Origin of the sequence: Enterovibrio norvegicus FF-33, from assembly GCF_000286835.2 — a bacterium.
Lineage (GTDB): Bacteria > Pseudomonadota > Gammaproteobacteria > Enterobacterales > Vibrionaceae > Enterovibrio > Enterovibrio norvegicus_A.
In genome coordinates, this window is record NZ_AJYD02000038.1 from 2,982,292 (window position 1) to 3,002,169 (window position 19,878).

Consider the following 19,878-nt stretch of genomic DNA (forward strand, 5'->3'; position numbering starts at 1 on the left):
TCTTATGGGTTGAGTGGGTTAAATCTAAGCAGTTGACCTTTCAATCCGGTCAAAGACTCTAAATCTGCTGTCATAGCCGACAAATTGTCCTTAGACACATCAGGGCCAATTTCAACACGCGCCAACTCGCCTTCTTTCACATTACGAGGCATCAACTGTGCGGGATAACCCTTACTGCGCAAGGTTGTCACCAAATTCTTCGCGTTGTCGATGTTTCGAAATGTCCCTAAACGAATGATCCATGCCGAATCTGCGTAGCCTGTTTTTGGCAAGGCGTTATCGTCAGCAACAGGCATACGCCCCTCTGCTGTCGCATCATCTGTATTTCCATTATCAACATCGTCCCCAATCGTCACCGAGACTGGCTCGTCTTGCGGAAGAAATGTATCCACGTCTTCAGGTGCTTCTATCGGCGTTTGAAGAAGCGTCTCGTCAAAATCTTCACGCAAAGGAATGGCTTGATAACTTTCCTGATAATGCGCTTTTTCACCGTCGAATACATCGGGCAAAAAGATCACCCCCAACGAAACCAAAATGAGCGTGCCGACTAAGCGATTCTGGAACTGAGTTGCCACAATTACTCCGTTTGAACGAGGTGGTCAGCGATTTCGCCGACGGTGTGGAAAGAACCAAAGACGATCAAGGTATCGCCATGCCATGTCAACGCGGCTTGTGCTGCGTTAAATGCGTCTGTGGGCGATGCATAACCGTCGATGCAGTCAGGTAGGTAACAAGCGAGTTGTGTCCAGTCAGCGGCTCTTAGGCCAGTCAGTGAGGCGGGATACCACACATCGACCACTGGCTTCATTGCTTCCAGTGTTGCGGTGATATCTTTGTCGTTCAACATAGCAACAACAGCGTGAACCTTACCGCCCGATGTTAGTTTGATCGCGGCTATTTGCTGAGCCAGGTAGGTCGCAGAGTGCGGGTTATGTGCCACATCGAGCAATACCAACGGGGACTCAGACACTCTTTGCATGCGACCCGCCAACGTCACCGAACTTAAACCGTCAACTATTTGCTCATCCGTTACATCAAGCTCTGATAGCCCCAACGCCATGAGCGCCGTCGCCGCATTTGGCAAAGGAAGATTCGGAACAGGCAAATCGCGCAAATCAAACGCACCGCACTGCCAGTGCCAAACATCATCTTGTTGTTGGTAGTTAAACTGATAGCCAACTTGATGAAGCTCTGCACCGATATCATCGGCGTGAGCCGCCACACTCGCTGGCGGTTCAGGTTGCCCGCAAACGGCAGGGTTCCCAGAACGGAAAATACCGGCCTTTTCAAAACCAATCACTTCGATATCATCACCAAGCCAATCAACATGGTCGATAGCAAGGCTGGTGATCACGGAAACATCATGGTCAACAATGTTGGTCGCGTCTAATCGACCACCAAGGCCAACCTCGATGATTGCCACATCAATCTGGTTATCAATAAATAACCAAAGCGCAGCCAGCGTGCCAAATTCAAACAGACTTAAGCTGGTGTCACCGCGGAGTGATTCTACCGCAGCGAAGGCTTCGGAGTGGCGCTCGTCATCAAGCTCTTGACCATTAATGCGAACGCGTTCGTTATAGCGAATGAGGTGTGGTGAGCTATATACCCCGGTTTTATAACCGGCTTTTTGCAAGATCGCTTCGATGATAGCGCAGGTCGAACCTTTACCATTCGTGCCCGCGACGGTAATGACTTTTGGTGCAGGTTTGATCAACTTGCCTTTTTGACCGACAAGCGCGACGCGATCCAGCCCCAGATCGATGGCACTGGTGTGGAGTGATTCTAAATAGCGCAACCACTCAGACAATGGCGCAGTGGCGCCGGGAGAAATATGTTCTGACATCAGTATTCTATTCGAGCTTCCAATAGCTCAATCATATCAGTTAAACGACAAAGAGCGCCATAAGGCGCTCTTTCGATGTTCATTTGTGGGACGTTTATTCTGTATCGTCCAGAGGCTCGGCTTCGATAACCTCACCTTCCAGCGGTTTATCAACTGGCACGACCAACGGCGATTCATGGTTGGTCATTTTCGCCAACAGACCACCGATACGCTGACGCAATTCACGGCGATCAACAATCATATCAATCGCGCCGTGCTCCAACAGAAACTCACTACGCTGGAAGCCTTCAGGAAGCTTCTCGCGCACGGTTTGTTCGATCACGCGTTGACCCGCAAAGCCAATCAGTGCTTTAGGCTCACCAATATTGATATCACCCAGCATTGCGAAACTTGCTGTCACGCCACCGAAGGTTGGGTCAGTCAGTACCGATATAAACGGCAAGCCCTTTCCAGACAGACGCTCAAGCGCTGCGCTGGTTTTCGCCATTTGCATCAGTGACGTTAGTGCCTCTTGCATACGTGCACCGCCACTGGCAGAGAAGCATACAAAGCCACACTTGTCTTCCATCGCTTGCTCTACCGCACGAACGAATCGCGCACCAACCACAGCACCCATTGAACCGCCCATGAAGGCAAACTCAAAGGAAGCGGCAACAACGGGCATACCCAGGATTTCACCTTTCATCACAACCATGGCGTCTTTCTCGCCACTGGCTTTTTGTGCTGCTGAAAGGCGATCTTTGTATTTCTTCGAGTCACGGAACTTGAGCAGATCTTTTGGCTCTAGCTCCGCACCCAACTCAATGCCTTTTCCTTCATCTAAGAAGGTTTCTAGGCGCTTACGCGCCGTCATACGCATGTGATGGTCACACTTTGGACACACATGCAGGTTACGCTCAAGCTCAGCGTGATAAAGCACCTGCTCACAGGAGCCACACTTGGTCCATACGCCTTCTGGAATGGAGACTTTACGTGAAGAACCAATATTGCTTTTTGTCAGTATTTTTTCAAGCCAGCTCATGAACGACCTTTTCTAATGGAGCACCTGTCACTTCGACCTTTTGCCGCTCGTTATTAGTGAGCAGTCTCTATGTAGCGAAGACAAGTGGCCTGGATATTTACAAATTCAACAAGGAATTAAAACACAACTTGTTAAGACTTTGGACAAAAAACTGGTACTACCTATTTTTTGCCTAGCCTTTAGCACACCTGTCTGCAAAACGACTGCACGTTCAAACCCCAGAATGCCTAGTTATCCTTGCAGTTAAAAATTTCTCATCCCCTAGTAGTCTCAAGAGGCTTGGGTAGTTAACTGGGTATCGGGTAAAAAGAGTGGCCCAACTGGCGATGCAGGCAATTCAAATATTGCCGGGTACTCCACTTCAACCAGATACAAACCATTCGCTTTTGCCGTCGCTGCCGCCAAGTTGCGGTCTTTTGCCGCCAAAAGCCACTGAACCCACTCTGGCTCTTTCGCTTTGCGGCCAACATCGATCAAACTACCTGCAATGTTTCGCACCATGTGATGCACAAACGCGTTCGCTTTGATATCTATGATCACGAAACGGCCTTGGCGGGTCACATTTAAATGATGAATGTTGCGCCATGGCGTTTTCGATTGGCATTGAACAGCACGAAATGATGTGAAATCATTTTCGCCTAACAAATGTTGTCCGGCTTGATGCATTAACGCTTCGTCTAGCTCGTCATGGCAGTGTGTCACACCATGGCGAAGAATACCCGGACGTAGCGCATTGTTGTAAATGATATAGCGATACCGACGCGCTGTGGCTGAGAAACGCGCATGAAACTCATCAGGTACTTCTTTAGCCCAACGCACGGCTATAGCATCAGGAAGGTGAGTATTAACCCCCATCGTCCATGCGCGAAGCGGTCTAGAAACGTTCACCTCAAAATGAACCACCTGACCCGTTCCATGAACGCCCGCATCTGTGCGACCCGCGCATAGCACTTCAATCGGTTCATTGGCGATTTTTGACAGGGCTTTTTCAAGGTGTTCCTGCACACTGGGTACTTCACGCTGTCTCTGCCAGCCAAAATACTGTGCACCATCATATTCAACACCCAGGGCGATTTTCATTGTTTTTTCTCTGTCTTAGCGGTTCATTATTTTGTGAAGCTGCGCATTATACCCTTCTCAAACTAAAATGCAGCGATGAGCGCAAGGATAAAAAAACGGCAGGGTCTCCCCTGCCGTTCTCTTTATGTCTTTGAGTTCGATGATTCTCGCTTAATGAAGATTTTCAATCATCATTCGCGCTTCTTCTTTGAGGTTTGAATCGTCACCTTGCATGACTTGTTCTAGAAGCTGAATCGCTCCATCTACATCGTTCATTTCCAGATAGGCTTTTGCCAAATCCATATTGGTAGCCGCTTCACCGCTGCTATCAACATCAACAGGCTGAATGTCATTCAACACATCAGGGAAATCTTCGAGACCGACATTTAAATCCATTTTGGCCGCATCAGGATCGTCTTGTGGTAAACCGTCGTCTTTCATGAGTTCATCGATGCTGATAAAGCCATCACTCGACGACGTCGCTTCAATAAGTTCACTTTCGGCTTCTTCCAACAACCCTTCGAGATCAGCATCCAAATCCATGGATTTGATGTCATTGCCTAGAATTTCCGGTTGCTGTGACCAATCTTCGCTCTCTAGTTCGGGTTCAGGCGTTTGCTCTGCATTCCAAATGCCACTTTCATCTTCGGGGATGTCTTGCTCATCAGAGGCATCCAACATGTCATGCGCATCAAACTCGTCATCAGAATCCAGCGCACTCTCAATGTCTGAGGCTTCACGGGCACTCAAGGCCTCGTGAGTATCAAGCGCTTCCATCTCAAAGTCGCCAAGACCCCTATGATCATCATCTAGGGGTTCTGAAAGCAACGCTTCCATATTAAGCCCTGCGACTTGATGCTCATCATCATCTAATTCGGCTATTTCATTAAGTTCGGCGGCACGATATGGCGCTTGTGAAACGGGTGCTGAAGGTTGTGAGAATTGGCTGCGCTCACTTTCAGGCACCGCTTCATCAAGTTCGCGCTGCTCATCAAGCGCCGCGCCCAATGCGTCGCCTTCATCAAACTCCCCCAGATCATCCAAACTAATAGGCTCGACGGGTGGAAATGCGAGGGTGTTATTTTCCGTTGCCGCAAACGGTGCGGGTGTTTCTTCAGAAGATGGCTTTACTTCTTCCTCTAACTCTTGAGGTTCAATGTCTTCTTCAACAGGACGTTCTACGTCTGCGTTATCGTCGTCACTCGGCGTACTCTGTGAGTCAAAATGCGCAGCATCGAAATCAACCGCGGCATCTTCTTCGGTGTATTCTGGCAGATTATCGAGATCAAACGATTCCTCATTAACCTCTGCTTTTACTGGCTCTTCAGGTGTCGCTTCTTCAAAATCGCTATCAGCAAGTGCGGCTTCTTCGTCATATTCTGGCAATGATGAAAGATCGATGGGCTCATCGTCGGCAGTGTTCGTCTCAACACTGTCTGTTGCTTCCATCGAAGCTGGCTCTATGGCAGCCAGTGCATTGTCCAGATCGGCTTCATCACTGGCTGATGCAACTTCCTCTGCAGCTTCGCGTGTTTCTGCTTCGCTAGCTTCAGGCTCAGTCGTCTGTGTGACAGGCGTTTCATCAACAAGCGCGGCAATGTCATCGTCACTTGACGAGGTATCAGCGCTTTCTTCGTGCTCTTCACCTAATAGGCTATCAAGCAAGTCGATATCGTCTTGGGTTGCTTCTGGCGTTTCACGTTCTTCTGCGTCTAACGCAACTGTTTCATCGTTTGTTGGCTCTGCCGCTGGTTCTTGCTCTGTTTCATTGTCTTGTGCCAGCAAGTTATCAAGCAGGTCGAGATCAGAATCAGATGCAACAGGTTCAAGGTCATGAGCATCAGAGACTTCGTCTACCAACTCTTCGAGCTCAGTAATGTCGCTATCAGTATCTACGCTTTCTGGCTCTTTCGTTCGCTCGGGTTGTGCCTCTTGAATATCGTCTAATGCAACACCATCTGTTACTGAATTCTCTAGATCATCAAGATTGAACTCATCGTCATCAATAGCGATCAGATCTTCACCAAGCAGATCATCGTCTTCGCCGTCGTCACCTAATAGCGCACTGTCACCGTCGAGTTCATCATCTTCGCTGACTAACTCATCCAACAACACATCGGTGTCACCCAGATCGAGGTCTTCATCATCGGTTTTTTCACCAATCAATTCTGACAGCATATCGTCGTCATCAATGGCTTCATCAAGCAATGCGCTTTCGTCTAACGGATCAACATCTTCGTCATCAACAAGCTCATCCAGTAAAATATCACTGTCAGAAATATCGTCGTTGTCTAACGCTTTATCCAGTGATAGAGATTCCGTGTCATCGCTGTCCTGTGGTGCCAGCAGGTTACCGTCTTCATCCAGCAGTTCTTCATCGAAAAGCTCATCAAGCAACGCATCAGTGCTGTCGAGCTGTAAATCAGTTTCGTCAGTTTCTTCAAGAGAGGAATCGCTAATAAGATCGATATCATCGCCTAAAAATTCATCGAGCAATGCCGTGCTGTCTTCGCTCAGATCGCCGTCTATATCCGCGTTTTCATCCGTGGCTGACGCCGTCGCCGTTTGATTGAAAATATCGTCTAAGTCATCATCAGAAAGGTTGATATCTTGCGACAAGTCCACTTCTGGCTCGTCATCAAGCACCTTATCAAACAGTGCTTCATTGGTCGTCTCATCGCCTAAATCATCAAGCGTATCATTAAGATCGCCAGCCTCTGGTTCAGGCGCTATTACTTCTGATTCTGAAGCTTCTGGTTCATCCGTCGTCTGTGTTGCGTTTAGCAAGGCATCAATGTCATCAACATCGCTGTCATTACCTTCGCTGAGTGATTGCTCCCACATGGCCGCCAGCGCTTCATCTGGACTAAGCTCGGTTTCTTCAGGCTGAGACGCCATTTCATCAAGGGCGCGTTCCATGTCTTCTAAACCAATGGCACCTTCTGTGCTCGCTTCGACACCCATTTCGGAGCCTGTGTCGAAGTCATCACCCAACATGGAATCCAAATCTGAGTCCATCGATGAACTCAGATCCGTTTCGCCGCCAAAGTCCGTGTCGTTATCAATATCTAACCCTGACTCCGAAGGCTCATCCGACAGCTCCAACGTGTCAGACAAATTAATGTCGTCCAGCTCAGAATCAAAGATGCCTTCGTCGCCAAACAGATCGTCAGCATCGGTGTCGTCTGTCACCTCAAGTTCATCATCTTCCAGCACGAGCTCATCGTCGTCTTCATCGACGTCTGGCACCATGATGACATTCATGTCTGGGTCGGCGCTGTCTAGCCCTTCCGGCTCTTCGACATCATCATCGTCTTTACGTCGACGCATGATAATAAAGGCGGCGGCACCAATGACTAACAGTGCAGGAATAATCGCAACCGTCGCCAACATGAGCGGGCTTGCCATGAGCGACTCGACAAAAGATGGCTCTTTCATTTCCATCTGAGCCTGTCGCATACGTTGCGCTTCTAAGAAAGATTTAATTTCCTCAGTAAGCTCTTCGTCGGCATTCATCTGATCTTTCAGCGCGACTAGCTCGTTTTGCACTTCGGCAAGACGAATTTTGAGTATGTGGTTACTTTCAACCAACTTGCCCATTTGCAGATCAGATTGGTCGATCTGATTTTGCACCATCCCCATGTCTGGCTTAGGCGGAATCATATCCGCACCCATGCCTTCTTGCGCCTTCATTTCTGGCTTGGATGGTGTGTCAGTTTCTGCCATCTCTGGCTCAGCGGTCTTAGTCGCGGGTACGGGTGCGCTTTCAGCCGCAACAACAGGCGGTGAAGTGGGTTTTGGTTTAGCCACAGGTGCAGCGACCTGCTGACTTAGAGGCTGACGATTCACGCCGCGCTGAGCGTCTTTTCGCGCTTGGTCAATTTGCAGACGCTGGGCGACATCATCCGTGCTCTCACGACGGATCTCAGTCAGCGTCGGCATCAATAGCGTACTACCCGGCACTAACCCGTGAATATTTTGGTCTTCAAACGCATTAGGGTTTAAGCGGAAAACCGCACCTAAGGTTTGATACACCGTCACTGCATTGCTTGGCTGGTAACGTGTGGCGATAGACCAAAGGGTATCGTTGTCTCGCGTTGGGCCAACGGATTGGCGGCGATTAACGGTCGAGGGCGCTTGAGTGGATTGGGATAAAGGCGTGACGGCGCTCGGTGGTGGCGACTCATCAATAGGCCCAAGAATTCGAATGGCCGAATGCACAGAAAAGGTCGCAGCAAGGCTCAGCACTAATGTTGAGGCTGCAAGAATTTTGCCGAGTCGACGGCTTGCATTTGATAAAGAAAGCGTTCGCTTCATGGCGTTATATAAATCTGCGTCGGACACTGCCCGCATTCCCCTATGGCAGAATAATAGGCTTATTCCAAAACACTGCAAATATCGAACCAGCCTTGCCGGGGAAACGCATAACAGCATCACTGCTCATGAGAAATTTGCCCTGCGATATAGCGGTATCCGCGCAAAGTAAATCATGAATTTTGCGTCGCAACGTATGGTTAAGTACTTACTGTGGTTGGCATTACGTTATTTCCCTAACTATATCGGAAGCCAGGGTGAAAACTGTAGTGTGAGAAGATAAAACTGTGTTTTGTGATCAAACAACCGGCTCGAGATCACTCGTAGCCGGTTGTTTTCAGGGATTACAGGTAATCGCGAATGAGGACTTCTGCGATTTGAACCGAGTTAGTTGCCGCCCCTTTGCGGACATTATCTGCCACTATCCACATATTCAAACCATTTGGATGGCTGATGTCATTGCGGACACGACCGACCATAACGTGGTCTTGTCCCGTGCCTTCTTTGACTTGCGTTGGATAATCTTCACCCATGAAAACTTGAACGCTTTCAGCGCGAGAAAGCAAATCCATCGCTTCGGTAGCGTCAATAGGTTGACGGCATTCAATGTGCACAGCTTCTGCGTGACCATAGAACACAGGAACACGCACACACGTTGGGTTCACGGCAACCGTGTCATCACCCAAAATTTTCTGTGTTTCCCACACCATTTTCATTTCTTCTTTGGTGTAGCCGTTGTCCATGAACTCATCGATATGCGGCAAGCAGTTGAACGCGATCTGTGTTTTGTACAGGCTCGGCTCAGCCTCTTGGCTGTTCAGCAGCCTTACGGTTTGCCCTGCCAGTTCATCAACGCCTTTCTTGCCCGAACCTGACACTGACTGATACGTTGCCACGTTGATGCGCTCAATGCCGGCCACATCATAAATTGGCTTCAGTGCCACCAACATTTGGATGGTTGAACAATTTGGGTTGGCAATGATGTTGCGGTTGCGAAAATCAGCAATCGCTTCTGGGTTAACTTCTGGCACGACCAATGGAACATCATGCTCATAGCGGAAGCGCGAGGTATTATCGATAACCACCACACCTTCGTCAGCGGCAATCGGTGCCCAACGGTCTGACAGTTCTGCACCCGCTGAGAACAGAGCAAGTTGCACTTGGCTCCAATCGAAGTCTTCAACGTCTTTTACCAGAATGCTTTTGCCATTGAAACGAATGGTTTCACCGGCACTGCGCTCACTTGCCAGCAAGTAAAGATTGCGCACAGGGAATTTACGCTCTTCCAATACCTCGATTATGGTGCGGCCAACAGCGCCCGTTGCACCTAATACAGCGATATCAAAAGCCACATCGAATTCTTGTGTCATGTTTATTCCTCTACGGTAAAACCTAATTTAGCGAGCGACTCTAACCCAAACTCGGCCTTGCCCGCTACTGTAATCGCACTGTACTCACGTCTGTCCCAGTAATTCTTGCGTAAGCGGTCAAAGCTTATGCGCTGCTGAGCAACATCGGCCATCTCGCGGCGAAACTCGGCATCGTCTCGGCGAATGTCGTATATCAGCTGACAGAGCGCCATAAGATCTGCGCTATTCCAAGGTTGGCTTAATGCAACATGCGGAATTGGCGCGACGGGTAGCAGTGAACTCGCCGCTACATGCTCTTCGCTATTTCCGAGAAAATCACAGTAGGCGTTGTAAATCATGGTGGTGCCACGGGCTTTGCCTTCTAGGCCATATCCTGCGATATGTGGCGTTGCAAAGGCCAATAGCGGCAGGAGTTCTAGATCCACTTCGGGTTCGAATTCGAACACATCCAACACTGCCGTCAATTTTTCAGCTTTCAATGCGGCTTTGAGCGCATCATTGTCCACAACCGGTCCACGAGCGGCATTGATCAAAATACTGTTTGGCTTTAACGCAGCCAATTCTTTTTCCCCAATCAAATGATGTGTTGGGTATTTGCCTGCCCGAGTGATGGGTGTGTGCGTCGTGATCACATCGCACTCCGCAAGCAGGGTTTGTAGCGAATGAAACGCGCGCTCATCTCCTTCGGCTTTTTTTATTGGGTCACAAAGCAGATGTTCAATATTCAGTGCGCTGAGACATTTTGAAAGATAGCTCCCGACTTGCCCTGCCCCAATGATGCCGACTTTGCGATCAGTCAGCGTAAAGCCATGCTGCTGACTGAGAACAAGAAGCGCGCTGATGACATATTCCGCGACTCCAACTTTGTTGCAACCCGGTGCGGCAGTGAAATGAATACCTCGCGAAGCCAGCAATTCTGCATCGACGTGGTCAGTCCCGGCGGTTGCCGTTCCAACAAACTTAAGGCGATTAGCTTTCGCTAGTAAATCTTCATCCACTTTGGTCACAGAGCGGATCATCAAGGCATCCACATCAACCAAGTCGTCTGCCGTCAGGGTTCGACCCGCTTTGGCTGTCACCGTTCCCAGCTTACTGAATAGTGCTGCGGCGTACGGCATATTTTCATCAATCAGGATATTCACGCAATGCTCTCTTCAATCAAACTCACTGACGCCATTGTGACGCTTTTCCTTGCGACTTAAAACGAAAAAACCCGACCAATGGCCGGGTAAAATCCAGGATCTGAAAGATAGAGACCGGCTCTCAACGGTCAATACCTGCGTCTGTTGTAGGCACAATGCCAACTTCCCGGAAAATCTTAAACAACAAGCCAGTGACAGGCTCGTCATACCGAGAGACAGCGGTTTCGCTTATCCTTCGTATTTTTTAATGACCAGTGTGGCGTTAGTACCGCCAAAACCGAAGCTATTTGACATCACTGTTGTCAGCGTTTGCTCGCGCATTTCAGTCACGATATCAAGGCCTTCAGCAACAGGATCAAGGTTGTCGATATTGATACTCGGCGCAACAAAGTTATTTTCCAACATCAGTGTTGAATAAATCGCTTCGTGTACACCTGCAGCGCCCAATGCGTGACCTGTCATTGCTTTAGTAGCAGAAATGGCTGGGCTGTTGTGGCCAAACACTTCCTGAATCGCGCCCAGTTCTTTCACATCACCCACTGGCGTTGAAGTGCCGTGCGTGTTGATGTAATCAATGCTGTCGACATCTTGCATCGCCATCTTCATACAACGGATCGCGCCTTCACCAGAAGGAGCAACCATGTCATAGCCATCCGACGTTGCGCCATAACCGACGACTTCGCCGTAGATTTTCGCACCACGCGCAAGCGCATGCTCAAGCTCTTCGATCACCATCATGCCGCCGCCACCAGAAATAACGAAACCGTCGCGGTCTGCGTCATAGGTGCGTGAGGCTTTTTCTGGTGAGTCGTTATATTTGGTCGACAATGCGCCCATGGCGTCAAACATCATGGTCAATGACCAATCAAGCTCTTCGCCACCGCCTGCAAATACCACGTCTTGTTTACCCAATTGGATAAGCTCTACCGCGTGGCCGATACAGTGTGCTGATGTTGCACACGCTGAACTCATGGTGTAGTTCACGCCACGAATTTTAAATGGTGTAGCCAAGCACGCTGAAACGGTTGACGACATGGTACGAGGCACCATGTAAGGTCCAACACGTTTTACGCCTTTCTCGCGCAATGTGTCTGTCGCAAGCACTTGGTTAATAGAAGATGCGCCACCTGAACCAGCAACCAGGCCAGTACGGTCGTTAGATACCATGTCTTCAGTCAGACATGAATCTTCAATCGCTTGTTCCATTGACAGATAAGCGAAGCCAGCGGCATCGCCCATAAAACGGTATTTCTTACGATCAATATGTTCTGCGGGAATAAGCTTTAAATCACCCCAAACATTACTGCGTAGTTTCATGTCTGCGAACTGCTGGGAAAAACTGATCCCGGATTTCCCCGTCTTCAACGACTCCAGCACTTCTTTAACGTTGTTACCGATGCTGGAAACAATTCCCATACCTGTAATTACGGCTCGTTTCATCTTTTGTTCCTACAATTCGAGTTCGCACCGATGATAGCGTTTTTGCTCATCTAAAGTGGTCAGCTTTCCTAGAGTACGCGTGTAAGCTGAAATTCTTTTCCATACTCGCACAGACGCCCCTTAGAATCTGTAAATTCCGCTGGATTGACGTTAGAATCCGCGATCTGAGTGCAAATACACTGTTAATTAAGGCAAGGCTTGTGACCCAACCCCGTATCGAACATGCCCAAATCCACTGGAATGATGCTGGAACACCGGTATCTGATAATTTCGACGATGTGTACTTTTCTAACGCCAATGGCTTGGAAGAAACGCGCTATGTGTTTCTGCATCAAAATCATCTTCCGGCACGCTGGCAACAATTCGAGCGAGACCGCTTTGTTATCGCAGAGACTGGCTTTGGAACTGGCCTAAACTTTCTCGCAGCGTGGCAGTGGTTTGATGCGTTTCGTGCAGACAACCCGCAGGCGAAAACGCAGCAGCTGCATTTTATCAGTTTTGAGAAGTTCCCCGTTACACAAATCGACCTTGAAAAAGCCCATGCGTCTTGGCCTGAGCTGGCCGACTACGCAAAAGCACTGCGTCAGCACTACCCCGCTGCCGTATCTGGCTGTCATCGTCTGATACTTGCTGATGGCCGGGTGACGTTGGATTTGTGGTTTGGTGACATTAAAGACTGCATGCCTCAAGTGTGGACATCTGATGATGGTATTGTGGATTGCTGGTTCCTTGATGGCTTTGCGCCTAGCAAAAACCCCGAGATGTGGAGCCAATCGTTGTTCGATGGCATGGCACGTCTGGCGAGAGAAAACTGCACCGTCGCGACGTTTACCGCCGCTGGCTTTGTCCGCCGTGGTTTGATCGACGCTGGCTTTGACATGAAAAAAACGCAAGGCTTTGGCACGAAGCGCGACATGATTGTCGGCACGATCAATCAACGTAACCAGCCTCGACAACAAGCGCCTTGGTACAAACGCTTACCTCCAAAAGCCTCAAATGACATTGCGATTATTGGCGGCGGTGTCGCCAGTGCCACACTCGCGCTGTCTTTGGTTCGTCGCGGAAAACCCGCGACACTCTATTGTGAGCATGACAAGCCGGGACTTGGCGCATCGGGCAATCGCCAAGGCGCAGTGTATCCGCTGCTTAATGGCAGTGATGATGTGCTTTCTCGCTTTTTTGCACCCGCGTTTTTGTTCTCACGTCAGTTTGTTGAGCAAGCGGCTGAAACCATCAACTTTGATCATGACTGGTGCGGCGTGACGCAATTAGGCTGGGATGAAAAAAGTGCTGACAAATTAGGGAAACTACTCAAGGGTGGGTATCCCAAGGCACTGGTTCATGCCGTCACTGCTGACGAAGCGGCAGCCATGACTGACATTGACACATTACATAGTGGTATCAGCTACCCGCTTGGCGGCTGGTTGTGCCCTCAGCAACTGACACAAGGTTTGATCGCACAAGCGGAGGCCACAGGTTTATTGACCTGTCTCTACAACACCAAAATAACAAGGTTGACGCTTCACGACAGCAAGTGGACGCTTCAAGCCGACGACACGACGTTTACTCACCAGACAGTCGTGGTTGCCAATGGCCATGAATTCTCGCAGTTTAAACAAACCGCGCCGATCCCTGCCTTTTCAGTACGCGGGCAAGTGACTCATATCAACACCACCCCGGCGCTGAAAAAGCTCAAAACGGTGCTTTGTTACGATGGCTATCTGACCCCAGTTAATCCAAAAAATGATACGCACTGTATCGGGGCGAGCTACAGTCGCAATGACAGTTCGTTGGCATTTAGCATGGATGACCAGGTTGATAATAAACAACGTCTGGTGAAATGCATTCCGACCAAATGGTCACAAGCAGTCAGCACAGATCATGGCGCTGGACGTGTCGGCGTGCGTTGTGCCAGTAGAGATCACCTGCCATTTGTTGGTGATGTCTGTGATTACAGCGAGCTGGTTGCGAGCTATAGCAACCTACGTGATACGCAAGAAACCGCACAAGATGTGCCGGTTTACCCCAACCTTTACAGCCTTCTAGGGCTGGGTTCGCGCGGCTTAACTTCGGCGCCATTGCTGGGTGAGTTGATGGCTTCGCAGCTGTGTGGTGATCCTTTGCCGTTACCCGTGGATGTACTCAATGCATTGCATCCGGGACGCATGTGGGTAAGAAAGTTACTGAAAGGCAAAGCGCTGTGATGTTAGGCGGTTAAACGTGAATATTCTGTACTGATATATTCCGAGCATAAAGAAGGCGCTTCATTGAGCGCCTTCTTTGTATTTGTTGATGTTGATGTCTATTGCGATGGCTTTCAGCTCGCTTTCGCTTGCAAAGAGGACCACAAATTTGCCACCAGCACTTGATCTGCAGGGCTTAACTCGTTGGCATTGTTTTTCAAGCTACCGTCCACAAAGACTTTGAGTGCTTCGATATCATCAATCCCATCTTGCTCACAATCAGCGGCAGCCAATGAGATATGGCCACGCAAATACCCACTTGCAAACAATTCGTCGTCTGACGCGGTCTCTACCATGGCGTCTATCAAATCAAGGATCTGTTCTTCGTAGTCTTGGATCATAATCTCTCTCATACCAAACGCATTCGGGATGGTTATCAATAGGTAAAATCTGCGGCCGTTAACGTCGGACGATGATAAAACGCGCGGAGGGCATCTGAATAGGTTTTTGCGCGCGCTGGCATACCTTCATCGAGATAAATCAGCACTTGCTCACGCACTTTGGTCGTAAAACCCGCGCGATCAGACTCGACGCCACTCAAATTGTCACAGCTCACTTGAAAGCGAAAACCACAGCTGGCAGAAAGAATCCACTCTACCGCTTGTGGCTTTATCTCCACTTTCTCAAATTCCGCCTGCGTTTTTTCATCGCGTCCATCAGGGTGATACCAGTAGCCATAATCTTCCAGCAATCGACGCTCAGGACCGGCAATACACCAGTGCGCCACTTCATGCATCGCGGATGCAAAAAAGCCACGAGCAAAGATAATACGATGCTTCGCGTGAGTTTCATCGGCGGGGAAATAAATAGGTTCATCACCACCGAGCAATAACTCAGTGTTAAATGATTCAATAAATGTCTGATTGAATACAGAAATAAGGTCGTTGTAATCGTGATGCATGCGTTATTTGTAAATGCCTGGTTACAGCCAAAATCAGTCAGGCGGCATTTTACCTAGTACATGCCCTATTGTCGCCGTGATAATTGCCCATTTTGACGATTTTATCCGCGATAAGCATGAAATTGATTCATGGGTGACGTCGTCTATTTTCATTGGCTTGTGACTGGCATCACATTTAGAATCGCACCACTTTCTCTGATTAAATGCAACCGACTGAATAATAATGTTGTTGTCTACTTTGTACATTGTTGGCATTACTGCCGAAGCCATGACAGGCGCGCTCGCGGCTGGTCGAAGAAACATGGATTGGTTCGGCGTCATGCTGGTGGCAAGCTGCACCGCCATTGGTGGTGGCACAGTTCGAGACATTTTGCTCGGCCACTACCCCTTAGGCTGGGTCGCCAATCCGCATTATCTCGTGATTGTCTGTCTTGCGGGTATCGTGACCACATGGATGGCCTCATGGGTGGCGCGAAACCATAAACTGTTTATCTGGCTAGATTCTCTAGGCTTGATAGCCTTTAGTATTATCGGTTGTCGCGTTGGCATGGATATGGGCTTGTCACCGCTCATCGCAGTTGTCTCTGCCGTGGTTACTGGTGTTTTTGGCGGCTTGCTACGTGATTTACTGTGTCGTCGCCAACCCATGGTATTACACAAAGAGTTATACGCGTCGATCGCGTTTTTCTCGGGCTGGATGTACTGGGGATTGATGACTTATGGCGGACAATTTGGCGTCAACGAAAACTACGCGACACTCTCCACGCTGATTCTGGGCTTCACATTTCGTATGTGCGCAGTGAAGTTTCATTGGCGCTTACCAGTGTTTAGCCTTGCCGAAGAAGAGAAAACAGAAGATAACGCAGAAGTGAAGGTGAGTTGAACGGAGGCTAAGAGCGAGGTCCTAGATCCTAAGACCTAGGACCCCAGACGTTAAATCTTCGGCGTCGTCGTTGTGACACCCGCATTCTGTGCGCGATGACGCAGCAAGTGATCCATCAGCACGATAGCCACCATGGCTTCTGCGATAGGCACCGCGCGAATACCCACACAAGGGTCATGACGACCGCGTGTTATCACATCAACCGTTTCACCATCAACATTAATGGTTTCGCCCGGCACGGTAATGCTTGATGTCGGTTTCAATGCCAAGTGTGCAACGATATCTTGCCCTGACGAAATCCCACCAAGAATGCCGCCCGCATGATTGGTTTTAAAACCAGTCGGCGTTAATTCATCACGATGTTGGCTGCCGCGCTGATTCACCACATCAAAACCGTCGCCGATTTCAACGCCTTTCACCGCATTGATGCCCATCAGTGCAAACGCAATGTCAGCATCTAAACGGTCAAACACAGGTTCGCCAAGACCGACAGGGACATTGTTTGCCACGACGGTCAGCTTAGCGCCGATGGAGTCACCGTCTTTTTTCAATTGACGTATCAATTCGTCCAAAGCGTCAAGTTTGGTTTCGTCGGGGCAGAAAAAGGGGTTTTGCTCAACTTGATCCCAATCCACTTTGTCGATGGTCACATCACCCATTTCAGACATGTAGCAACGCACTTCAATGCCATATTCCTGTTTCAGGAATTTCTTGGCGATCGCACCTGCCGCAACACGCATAGCGGTTTCACGCGCAGACGAACGACCGCCGCCGCGATAATCGCGGTGACCGTATTTCTGGTGATACGTGTAATCGGCATGACCGGGGCGAAAACGGTCTGAGATTTTGGAATAATCTTGTGAACGTTGATCGGTGTTCTCAATCAACAGACCAATAGACGTGCCCGTTGTTTTGCCTTCAAACACCCCAGACAAGAATTTCACCTCGTCTGCTTCACGACGTTGCGTGGTGTATTTCGACGTACCCGGACGACGACGGTCCAGATCAATCTGTAAATCCGCTTCTGAAATTTCGAGTCCCGGCGGGCAACCATCAACGATACACCCTAATGCCAATCCATGACTTTCACCAAAGGTGGTGACGCGAAACACCTGACCAATAGAATTGCCTGCCATTACTTCCTCTGTCTTTTAACTGGCTGCCTTTATTAAGGCATAACTGCATGCTTGTTAATGAAACATAACCGCGCACGAGAAGCAAAAGCTTTTTGCCTGCAAAACAGTCAACCCGCTGTAGAACGGGGCTCATTTCAAGAAACACGACAAAATGCAAGATGTGAAAACAAAAAAAGGCTGAAACAGATGTTTTCAGCCTTTTTGATAGCGAATTAACCGCGGTTCACGCGATTAAGCTTGATAGATGATGGTTAGTCTTTGTAGATAGAGAACTCGTCCGCGACGCTCACCAGATCTTGATACGTCATCATGAATACGCCGTGACCGCCGTTTTCAAACTCAAGCCACGTTAGCGGAAGCTCTGGATATTGTTCTTCCACATGCACCATAGAATTACCCACTTCACAGATCAAAACACCCTGCTCGCTTAGATAATTGGGCGCATTGGCGATAATGCGGCGCATCAGTTTCAAGCCATCAGAGCCCGCAGCCAGACCCAGTTCAGGCTCGTGGCGGAATTCATCGGGTAGGCTGTTCATGTCTTCTTCATCCACATACGGTGGATTAGAAACAATCAGGTCGTATTTGTCTTGTGGCAGATCGCGGAACAAATCCGAACGGATTGGGAACACTTGTTGCTCCATGCCGTGATCTTGCACATTCATTTCCGCCACTGCTAGCGCATCGGTAGAAATATCCACCAGATCCACTTCTGCGTCAGGGAAGGCGTAAGCACACGCAATACCAATGCAACCGCTACCCGTGCACAAATCCATGATTCGAGTCGGTTCAACAGGCAACATTGGGCTGAAACGGTTTTCGATCAACTCACCAATTGGTGAGCGAGGCACCAATACACGTTCGTCGACAAAAAACTCAAGACCACAAAAATAGGCTTTGTTGGTCAAATAGGACACTGGCGTGCGATCGTTAATGCGGCGAATAACACGCTCTACAATACGATGGCGCTCACTGGTCGTCAGGCGGGAGTGACGAGTATCTGCTGGCACATCAAGTGGCAGATACAAGGTTGGCAACACCAGTTGTACCGCTTCATCCCATGCGTTATCCGTTCCGTGACCGTAAAACAAACCTGCTGCATTAAAGCGGCTTACCGTCCAACGTAGCATGTCCTGCAGCGTACGTAACTCGTTGACAACTTCATCAACAATAATTTTATCCAAAATGGCCTCCACTAGCCTGATTCACCCCAACGCACCGCGTTCATCTCTATTGATTTGGACAATTACAAATTCGACAGCGAGACATTGCTTCTATTTTGGGTACAATGCGCCTATCGGCATTTGGAATTGACTTATGAGTAAGAAAACCCCGATCTCAGACGATGACTTTTCATTGTTCCGCGATGCGGTAAAAGGCGTTAAAAAACTGCAGCAGGATACCATAAACCCGCCAAGACGCCAGACAGTGGAACAATCGAGAAAAAAGTTCTCTGACTCGACAGCACGTGACCACACCTTTTATTTTTCAGACGAGTTTGAACCCTTGCTGAAAGAGGATGGCCCAACGCAATATGCGCGTACCGGTGTGTCTAAGTATGAAGTGAAGCGTTTACGACGCGGCATTTACGTGCCTGATATGTTTCTCGACCTTCATGGCATGACACAACGAGAAGCGAAGCGTGAGATGGGTGCGTTGATTGCTGAGTGCATAAAAGAAGGGATTAGCTGTGCCTGCGTGATGCATGGCATCGGCAAACATATATTGAAGCAGAAAACGCCATTGTGGCTGGCACAGCACCCAGATGTTCTGGCATTTCATCAAGCGCCACTTGAATTTGGCGGTGCTGGCGCGTTATTGGTGCTTATCGAGATCCCAGAACGATAACCAAGAACAACCGCCAATAAAAAACGCCCCACGAGGCGTTTTCGTAGTGAGTCGTTTCTTGATCATTCAGTGCTATGCGTAGCCCATCAACTGAGAAGGGCTTTTCAACCACCGTACATCACTTTTCTCGCTCACAGCATCAAGCTCAATACAAGCAATCGACGACGTCGGAAACATAGGTGCCTGCATGTCGACGGCGAATTCGGCGGTGAGATAACCCACCAGCGGCAAATGCGACACCAGCAAAATGCTTGCTGGATGATCAACAGTCACTAACGCGCGCAGATACGATGCAACGTGCTCGCTGTCACCATAGGGCGTAATACCATCTTCTGTCAGCACTTTTTGCGCCGTTGGCAACACGGTCTGACAGGCATTCCACGTTTGTTGGGCGCGCAAATACGGGCTAACAAGCACCAAGTCTAGCTTCCCTTCTGGTAATTCATTTGCAAGCCAACGAGCCATTTCTACTGACTGTTGCTCTCCGCGTTCAGTTAATAGTCGTTCTTCATCACTGGCTGCAAATGTCTGCGCCTCACCGTGGCGCATAATATAAATTCGCATATCACTACTGTTGATTTCTTAGATTCCTGATTATGCTACCAGTCAATTGTTGTTTCTGGAACGATAAAGCGCACAGATGTTTGCCTCAATTTGCTTAGGTGGTCATAATTA

16 protein-coding genes are annotated in these 19,878 nt (G+C 49.1%); 3 read left to right on the top strand and 13 right to left on the bottom strand.

All coding sequences use genetic code 11. The features are described from left to right. Positions 1-2: 2 nt before the first annotated feature. The 8 genes from A1OO_RS21250 to fabB form a co-directional block, all read right to left on the bottom strand. Entirely contained in the window at positions 3-575 is a 573-nt protein-coding gene (locus A1OO_RS21250; RefSeq protein WP_017004380.1) for an SPOR domain-containing protein, read from the bottom strand. Between the two features lie 2 nt (positions 576-577). After that, positions 578-1,846 carry a bifunctional tetrahydrofolate synthase/dihydrofolate synthase gene (gene folC / locus A1OO_RS21255; protein WP_017004381.1) on the bottom strand — a complete coding sequence of 423 codons (1,269 nt, stop codon included), beginning with the start codon at positions 1,844-1,846 and terminating at the stop codon, positions 578-580. A gap of 94 nt (positions 1,847-1,940) precedes the next feature. Further along, the gene (accD, locus tag A1OO_RS21260; protein ID WP_017004382.1) at positions 1,941-2,867 is read right to left on the bottom strand and encodes an acetyl-CoA carboxylase, carboxyltransferase subunit beta; all 927 of its coding nucleotides are present in this window, start codon (positions 2,865-2,867) and stop codon (positions 1,941-1,943) included. A 270-nt stretch (positions 2,868-3,137) separates the two neighbouring features. Beyond that, entirely contained in the window at positions 3,138-3,947 is an 810-nt protein-coding gene (gene truA, locus A1OO_RS21265) for a tRNA pseudouridine(38-40) synthase TruA (RefSeq protein ID WP_017004383.1), read from the bottom strand. Between the two features lie 150 nt (positions 3,948-4,097). Next, positions 4,098-8,279: a FimV/HubP family polar landmark protein gene (locus A1OO_RS21270; protein ID WP_017004384.1), complete on the bottom strand. Its 4,182-nt coding sequence runs from the start codon at positions 8,277-8,279 to the stop codon at positions 4,098-4,100. Between the two features lie 305 nt (positions 8,280-8,584). Next, positions 8,585-9,610, bottom strand: a complete 1,026-nt coding sequence (locus tag A1OO_RS21275) for an aspartate-semialdehyde dehydrogenase (RefSeq protein WP_017004385.1) — start codon at positions 9,608-9,610, stop codon at positions 8,585-8,587. Positions 9,611-9,612: 2 nt separating this feature from the next. Then, complete coding sequence (locus tag A1OO_RS21280) at positions 9,613-10,752, bottom strand: 4-phosphoerythronate dehydrogenase (RefSeq protein ID WP_017004386.1); 1,140 nt, start codon at positions 10,750-10,752, stop codon at positions 9,613-9,615. Positions 10,753-10,980: 228 nt separating this feature from the next. Then, positions 10,981-12,192, bottom strand: coding sequence for a beta-ketoacyl-ACP synthase I (gene fabB / locus A1OO_RS21285; RefSeq protein ID WP_017004387.1), 1,212 nt, complete (start codon positions 12,190-12,192; stop codon positions 10,981-10,983). A gap of 200 nt (positions 12,193-12,392) precedes the next feature. Between fabB and mnmC the strand changes: the two genes are divergently transcribed. After that, positions 12,393-14,396, top strand: a complete 2,004-nt coding sequence (gene mnmC, locus A1OO_RS21290; RefSeq protein WP_017004388.1) for a bifunctional tRNA (5-methylaminomethyl-2-thiouridine)(34)-methyltransferase MnmD/FAD-dependent 5-carboxymethylaminomethyl-2-thiouridine(34) oxidoreductase MnmC — start codon at positions 12,393-12,395, stop codon at positions 14,394-14,396. Positions 14,397-14,509: 113 nt separating this feature from the next. Here the strand turns inward: mnmC and A1OO_RS21295 are convergent, their stop codons facing one another. Further along, on the bottom strand, positions 14,510-14,776 hold the full coding sequence (locus tag A1OO_RS21295; RefSeq protein ID WP_016960182.1) for a YfcL family protein: 267 nt from the start codon (positions 14,774-14,776) through the stop codon (positions 14,510-14,512). Positions 14,777-14,811: 35 nt separating this feature from the next. Further along, positions 14,812-15,336, bottom strand: coding sequence for an elongation factor P hydroxylase (locus tag A1OO_RS21300; RefSeq protein WP_016960181.1), 525 nt, complete (start codon positions 15,334-15,336; stop codon positions 14,812-14,814). Positions 15,337-15,559: 223 nt separating this feature from the next. On the opposite strand from A1OO_RS21300, the gene A1OO_RS21305 reads away from it, so the two are divergent. Continuing rightward, positions 15,560-16,219 carry a trimeric intracellular cation channel family protein gene (locus tag A1OO_RS21305; RefSeq protein WP_016960179.1) on the top strand — a complete coding sequence of 220 codons (660 nt, stop codon included), beginning with the start codon at positions 15,560-15,562 and terminating at the stop codon, positions 16,217-16,219. Between the two features lie 50 nt (positions 16,220-16,269). On the opposite strand, the gene aroC is transcribed toward A1OO_RS21305, so the two are convergent. Together aroC and prmB are read right to left on the bottom strand one after the other, a co-directional pair. Beyond that, positions 16,270-17,355: a chorismate synthase gene (aroC, locus tag A1OO_RS21310; protein WP_017004390.1), complete on the bottom strand. Its 1,086-nt coding sequence runs from the start codon at positions 17,353-17,355 to the stop codon at positions 16,270-16,272. 251 nt (positions 17,356-17,606) lie between these two features. Continuing rightward, positions 17,607-18,539, bottom strand: coding sequence for a 50S ribosomal protein L3 N(5)-glutamine methyltransferase (gene prmB, locus A1OO_RS21315; protein WP_016960177.1), 933 nt, complete (start codon positions 18,537-18,539; stop codon positions 17,607-17,609). Positions 18,540-18,672: 133 nt separating this feature from the next. Here prmB and smrB point away from each other — a divergent pair, with 133 nt between their 5' ends. Next, on the top strand, positions 18,673-19,203 hold the full coding sequence (gene smrB, locus A1OO_RS21320) for an endonuclease SmrB (RefSeq protein WP_016960176.1): 531 nt from the start codon (positions 18,673-18,675) through the stop codon (positions 19,201-19,203). 72 nt (positions 19,204-19,275) lie between these two features. Here the strand turns inward: smrB and sixA are convergent, their stop codons facing one another. After that, positions 19,276-19,767, bottom strand: a complete 492-nt coding sequence (gene sixA, locus A1OO_RS21325; RefSeq protein ID WP_017004392.1) for a phosphohistidine phosphatase SixA — start codon at positions 19,765-19,767, stop codon at positions 19,276-19,278. Positions 19,768-19,878 lie beyond the last annotated feature (111 nt).

Bases quoted from the DNA above. Each gene is read 5' to 3' on its own strand.
- accD (WP_017004382.1), bottom strand. From the start codon at position 2,867: ATGAGCTGGCTTGAAAAAATACTGACAAAAAGCAATATTGGTTCTTCA.
- A1OO_RS21305 (WP_016960179.1), top strand. From the start codon at position 15,560: ATGTTGTTGTCTACTTTGTACATTGTTGGCATTACTGCCGAAGCCATG.
- sixA (WP_017004392.1), bottom strand. From the start codon at position 19,767: ATGCGAATTTATATTATGCGCCACGGTGAGGCGCAGACATTTGCAGCC.
- folC (WP_017004381.1), bottom strand. From the start codon at position 1,846: ATGTCAGAACATATTTCTCCCGGCGCCACTGCGCCATTGTCTGAGTGG.
- truA (WP_017004383.1), bottom strand. From the start codon at position 3,947: ATGAAAATCGCCCTGGGTGTTGAATATGATGGTGCACAGTATTTTGGC.
- A1OO_RS21295 (WP_016960182.1), bottom strand. From the start codon at position 14,776: ATGATCCAAGACTACGAAGAACAGATCCTTGATTTGATAGACGCCATG.
- A1OO_RS21270 (WP_017004384.1), bottom strand. From the start codon at position 8,279: ATGCGGGCAGTGTCCGACGCAGATTTATATAACGCCATGAAGCGAACG.
- A1OO_RS21300 (WP_016960181.1), bottom strand. From the start codon at position 15,336: ATGCATCACGATTACAACGACCTTATTTCTGTATTCAATCAGACATTT.
- smrB (WP_016960176.1), top strand. From the start codon at position 18,673: ATGAGTAAGAAAACCCCGATCTCAGACGATGACTTTTCATTGTTCCGC.
- A1OO_RS21275 (WP_017004385.1), bottom strand. From the start codon at position 9,610: ATGACACAAGAATTCGATGTGGCTTTTGATATCGCTGTATTAGGTGCA.
- aroC (WP_017004390.1), bottom strand. From the start codon at position 17,355: ATGGCAGGCAATTCTATTGGTCAGGTGTTTCGCGTCACCACCTTTGGT.
- fabB (WP_017004387.1), bottom strand. From the start codon at position 12,192: ATGAAACGAGCCGTAATTACAGGTATGGGAATTGTTTCCAGCATCGGT.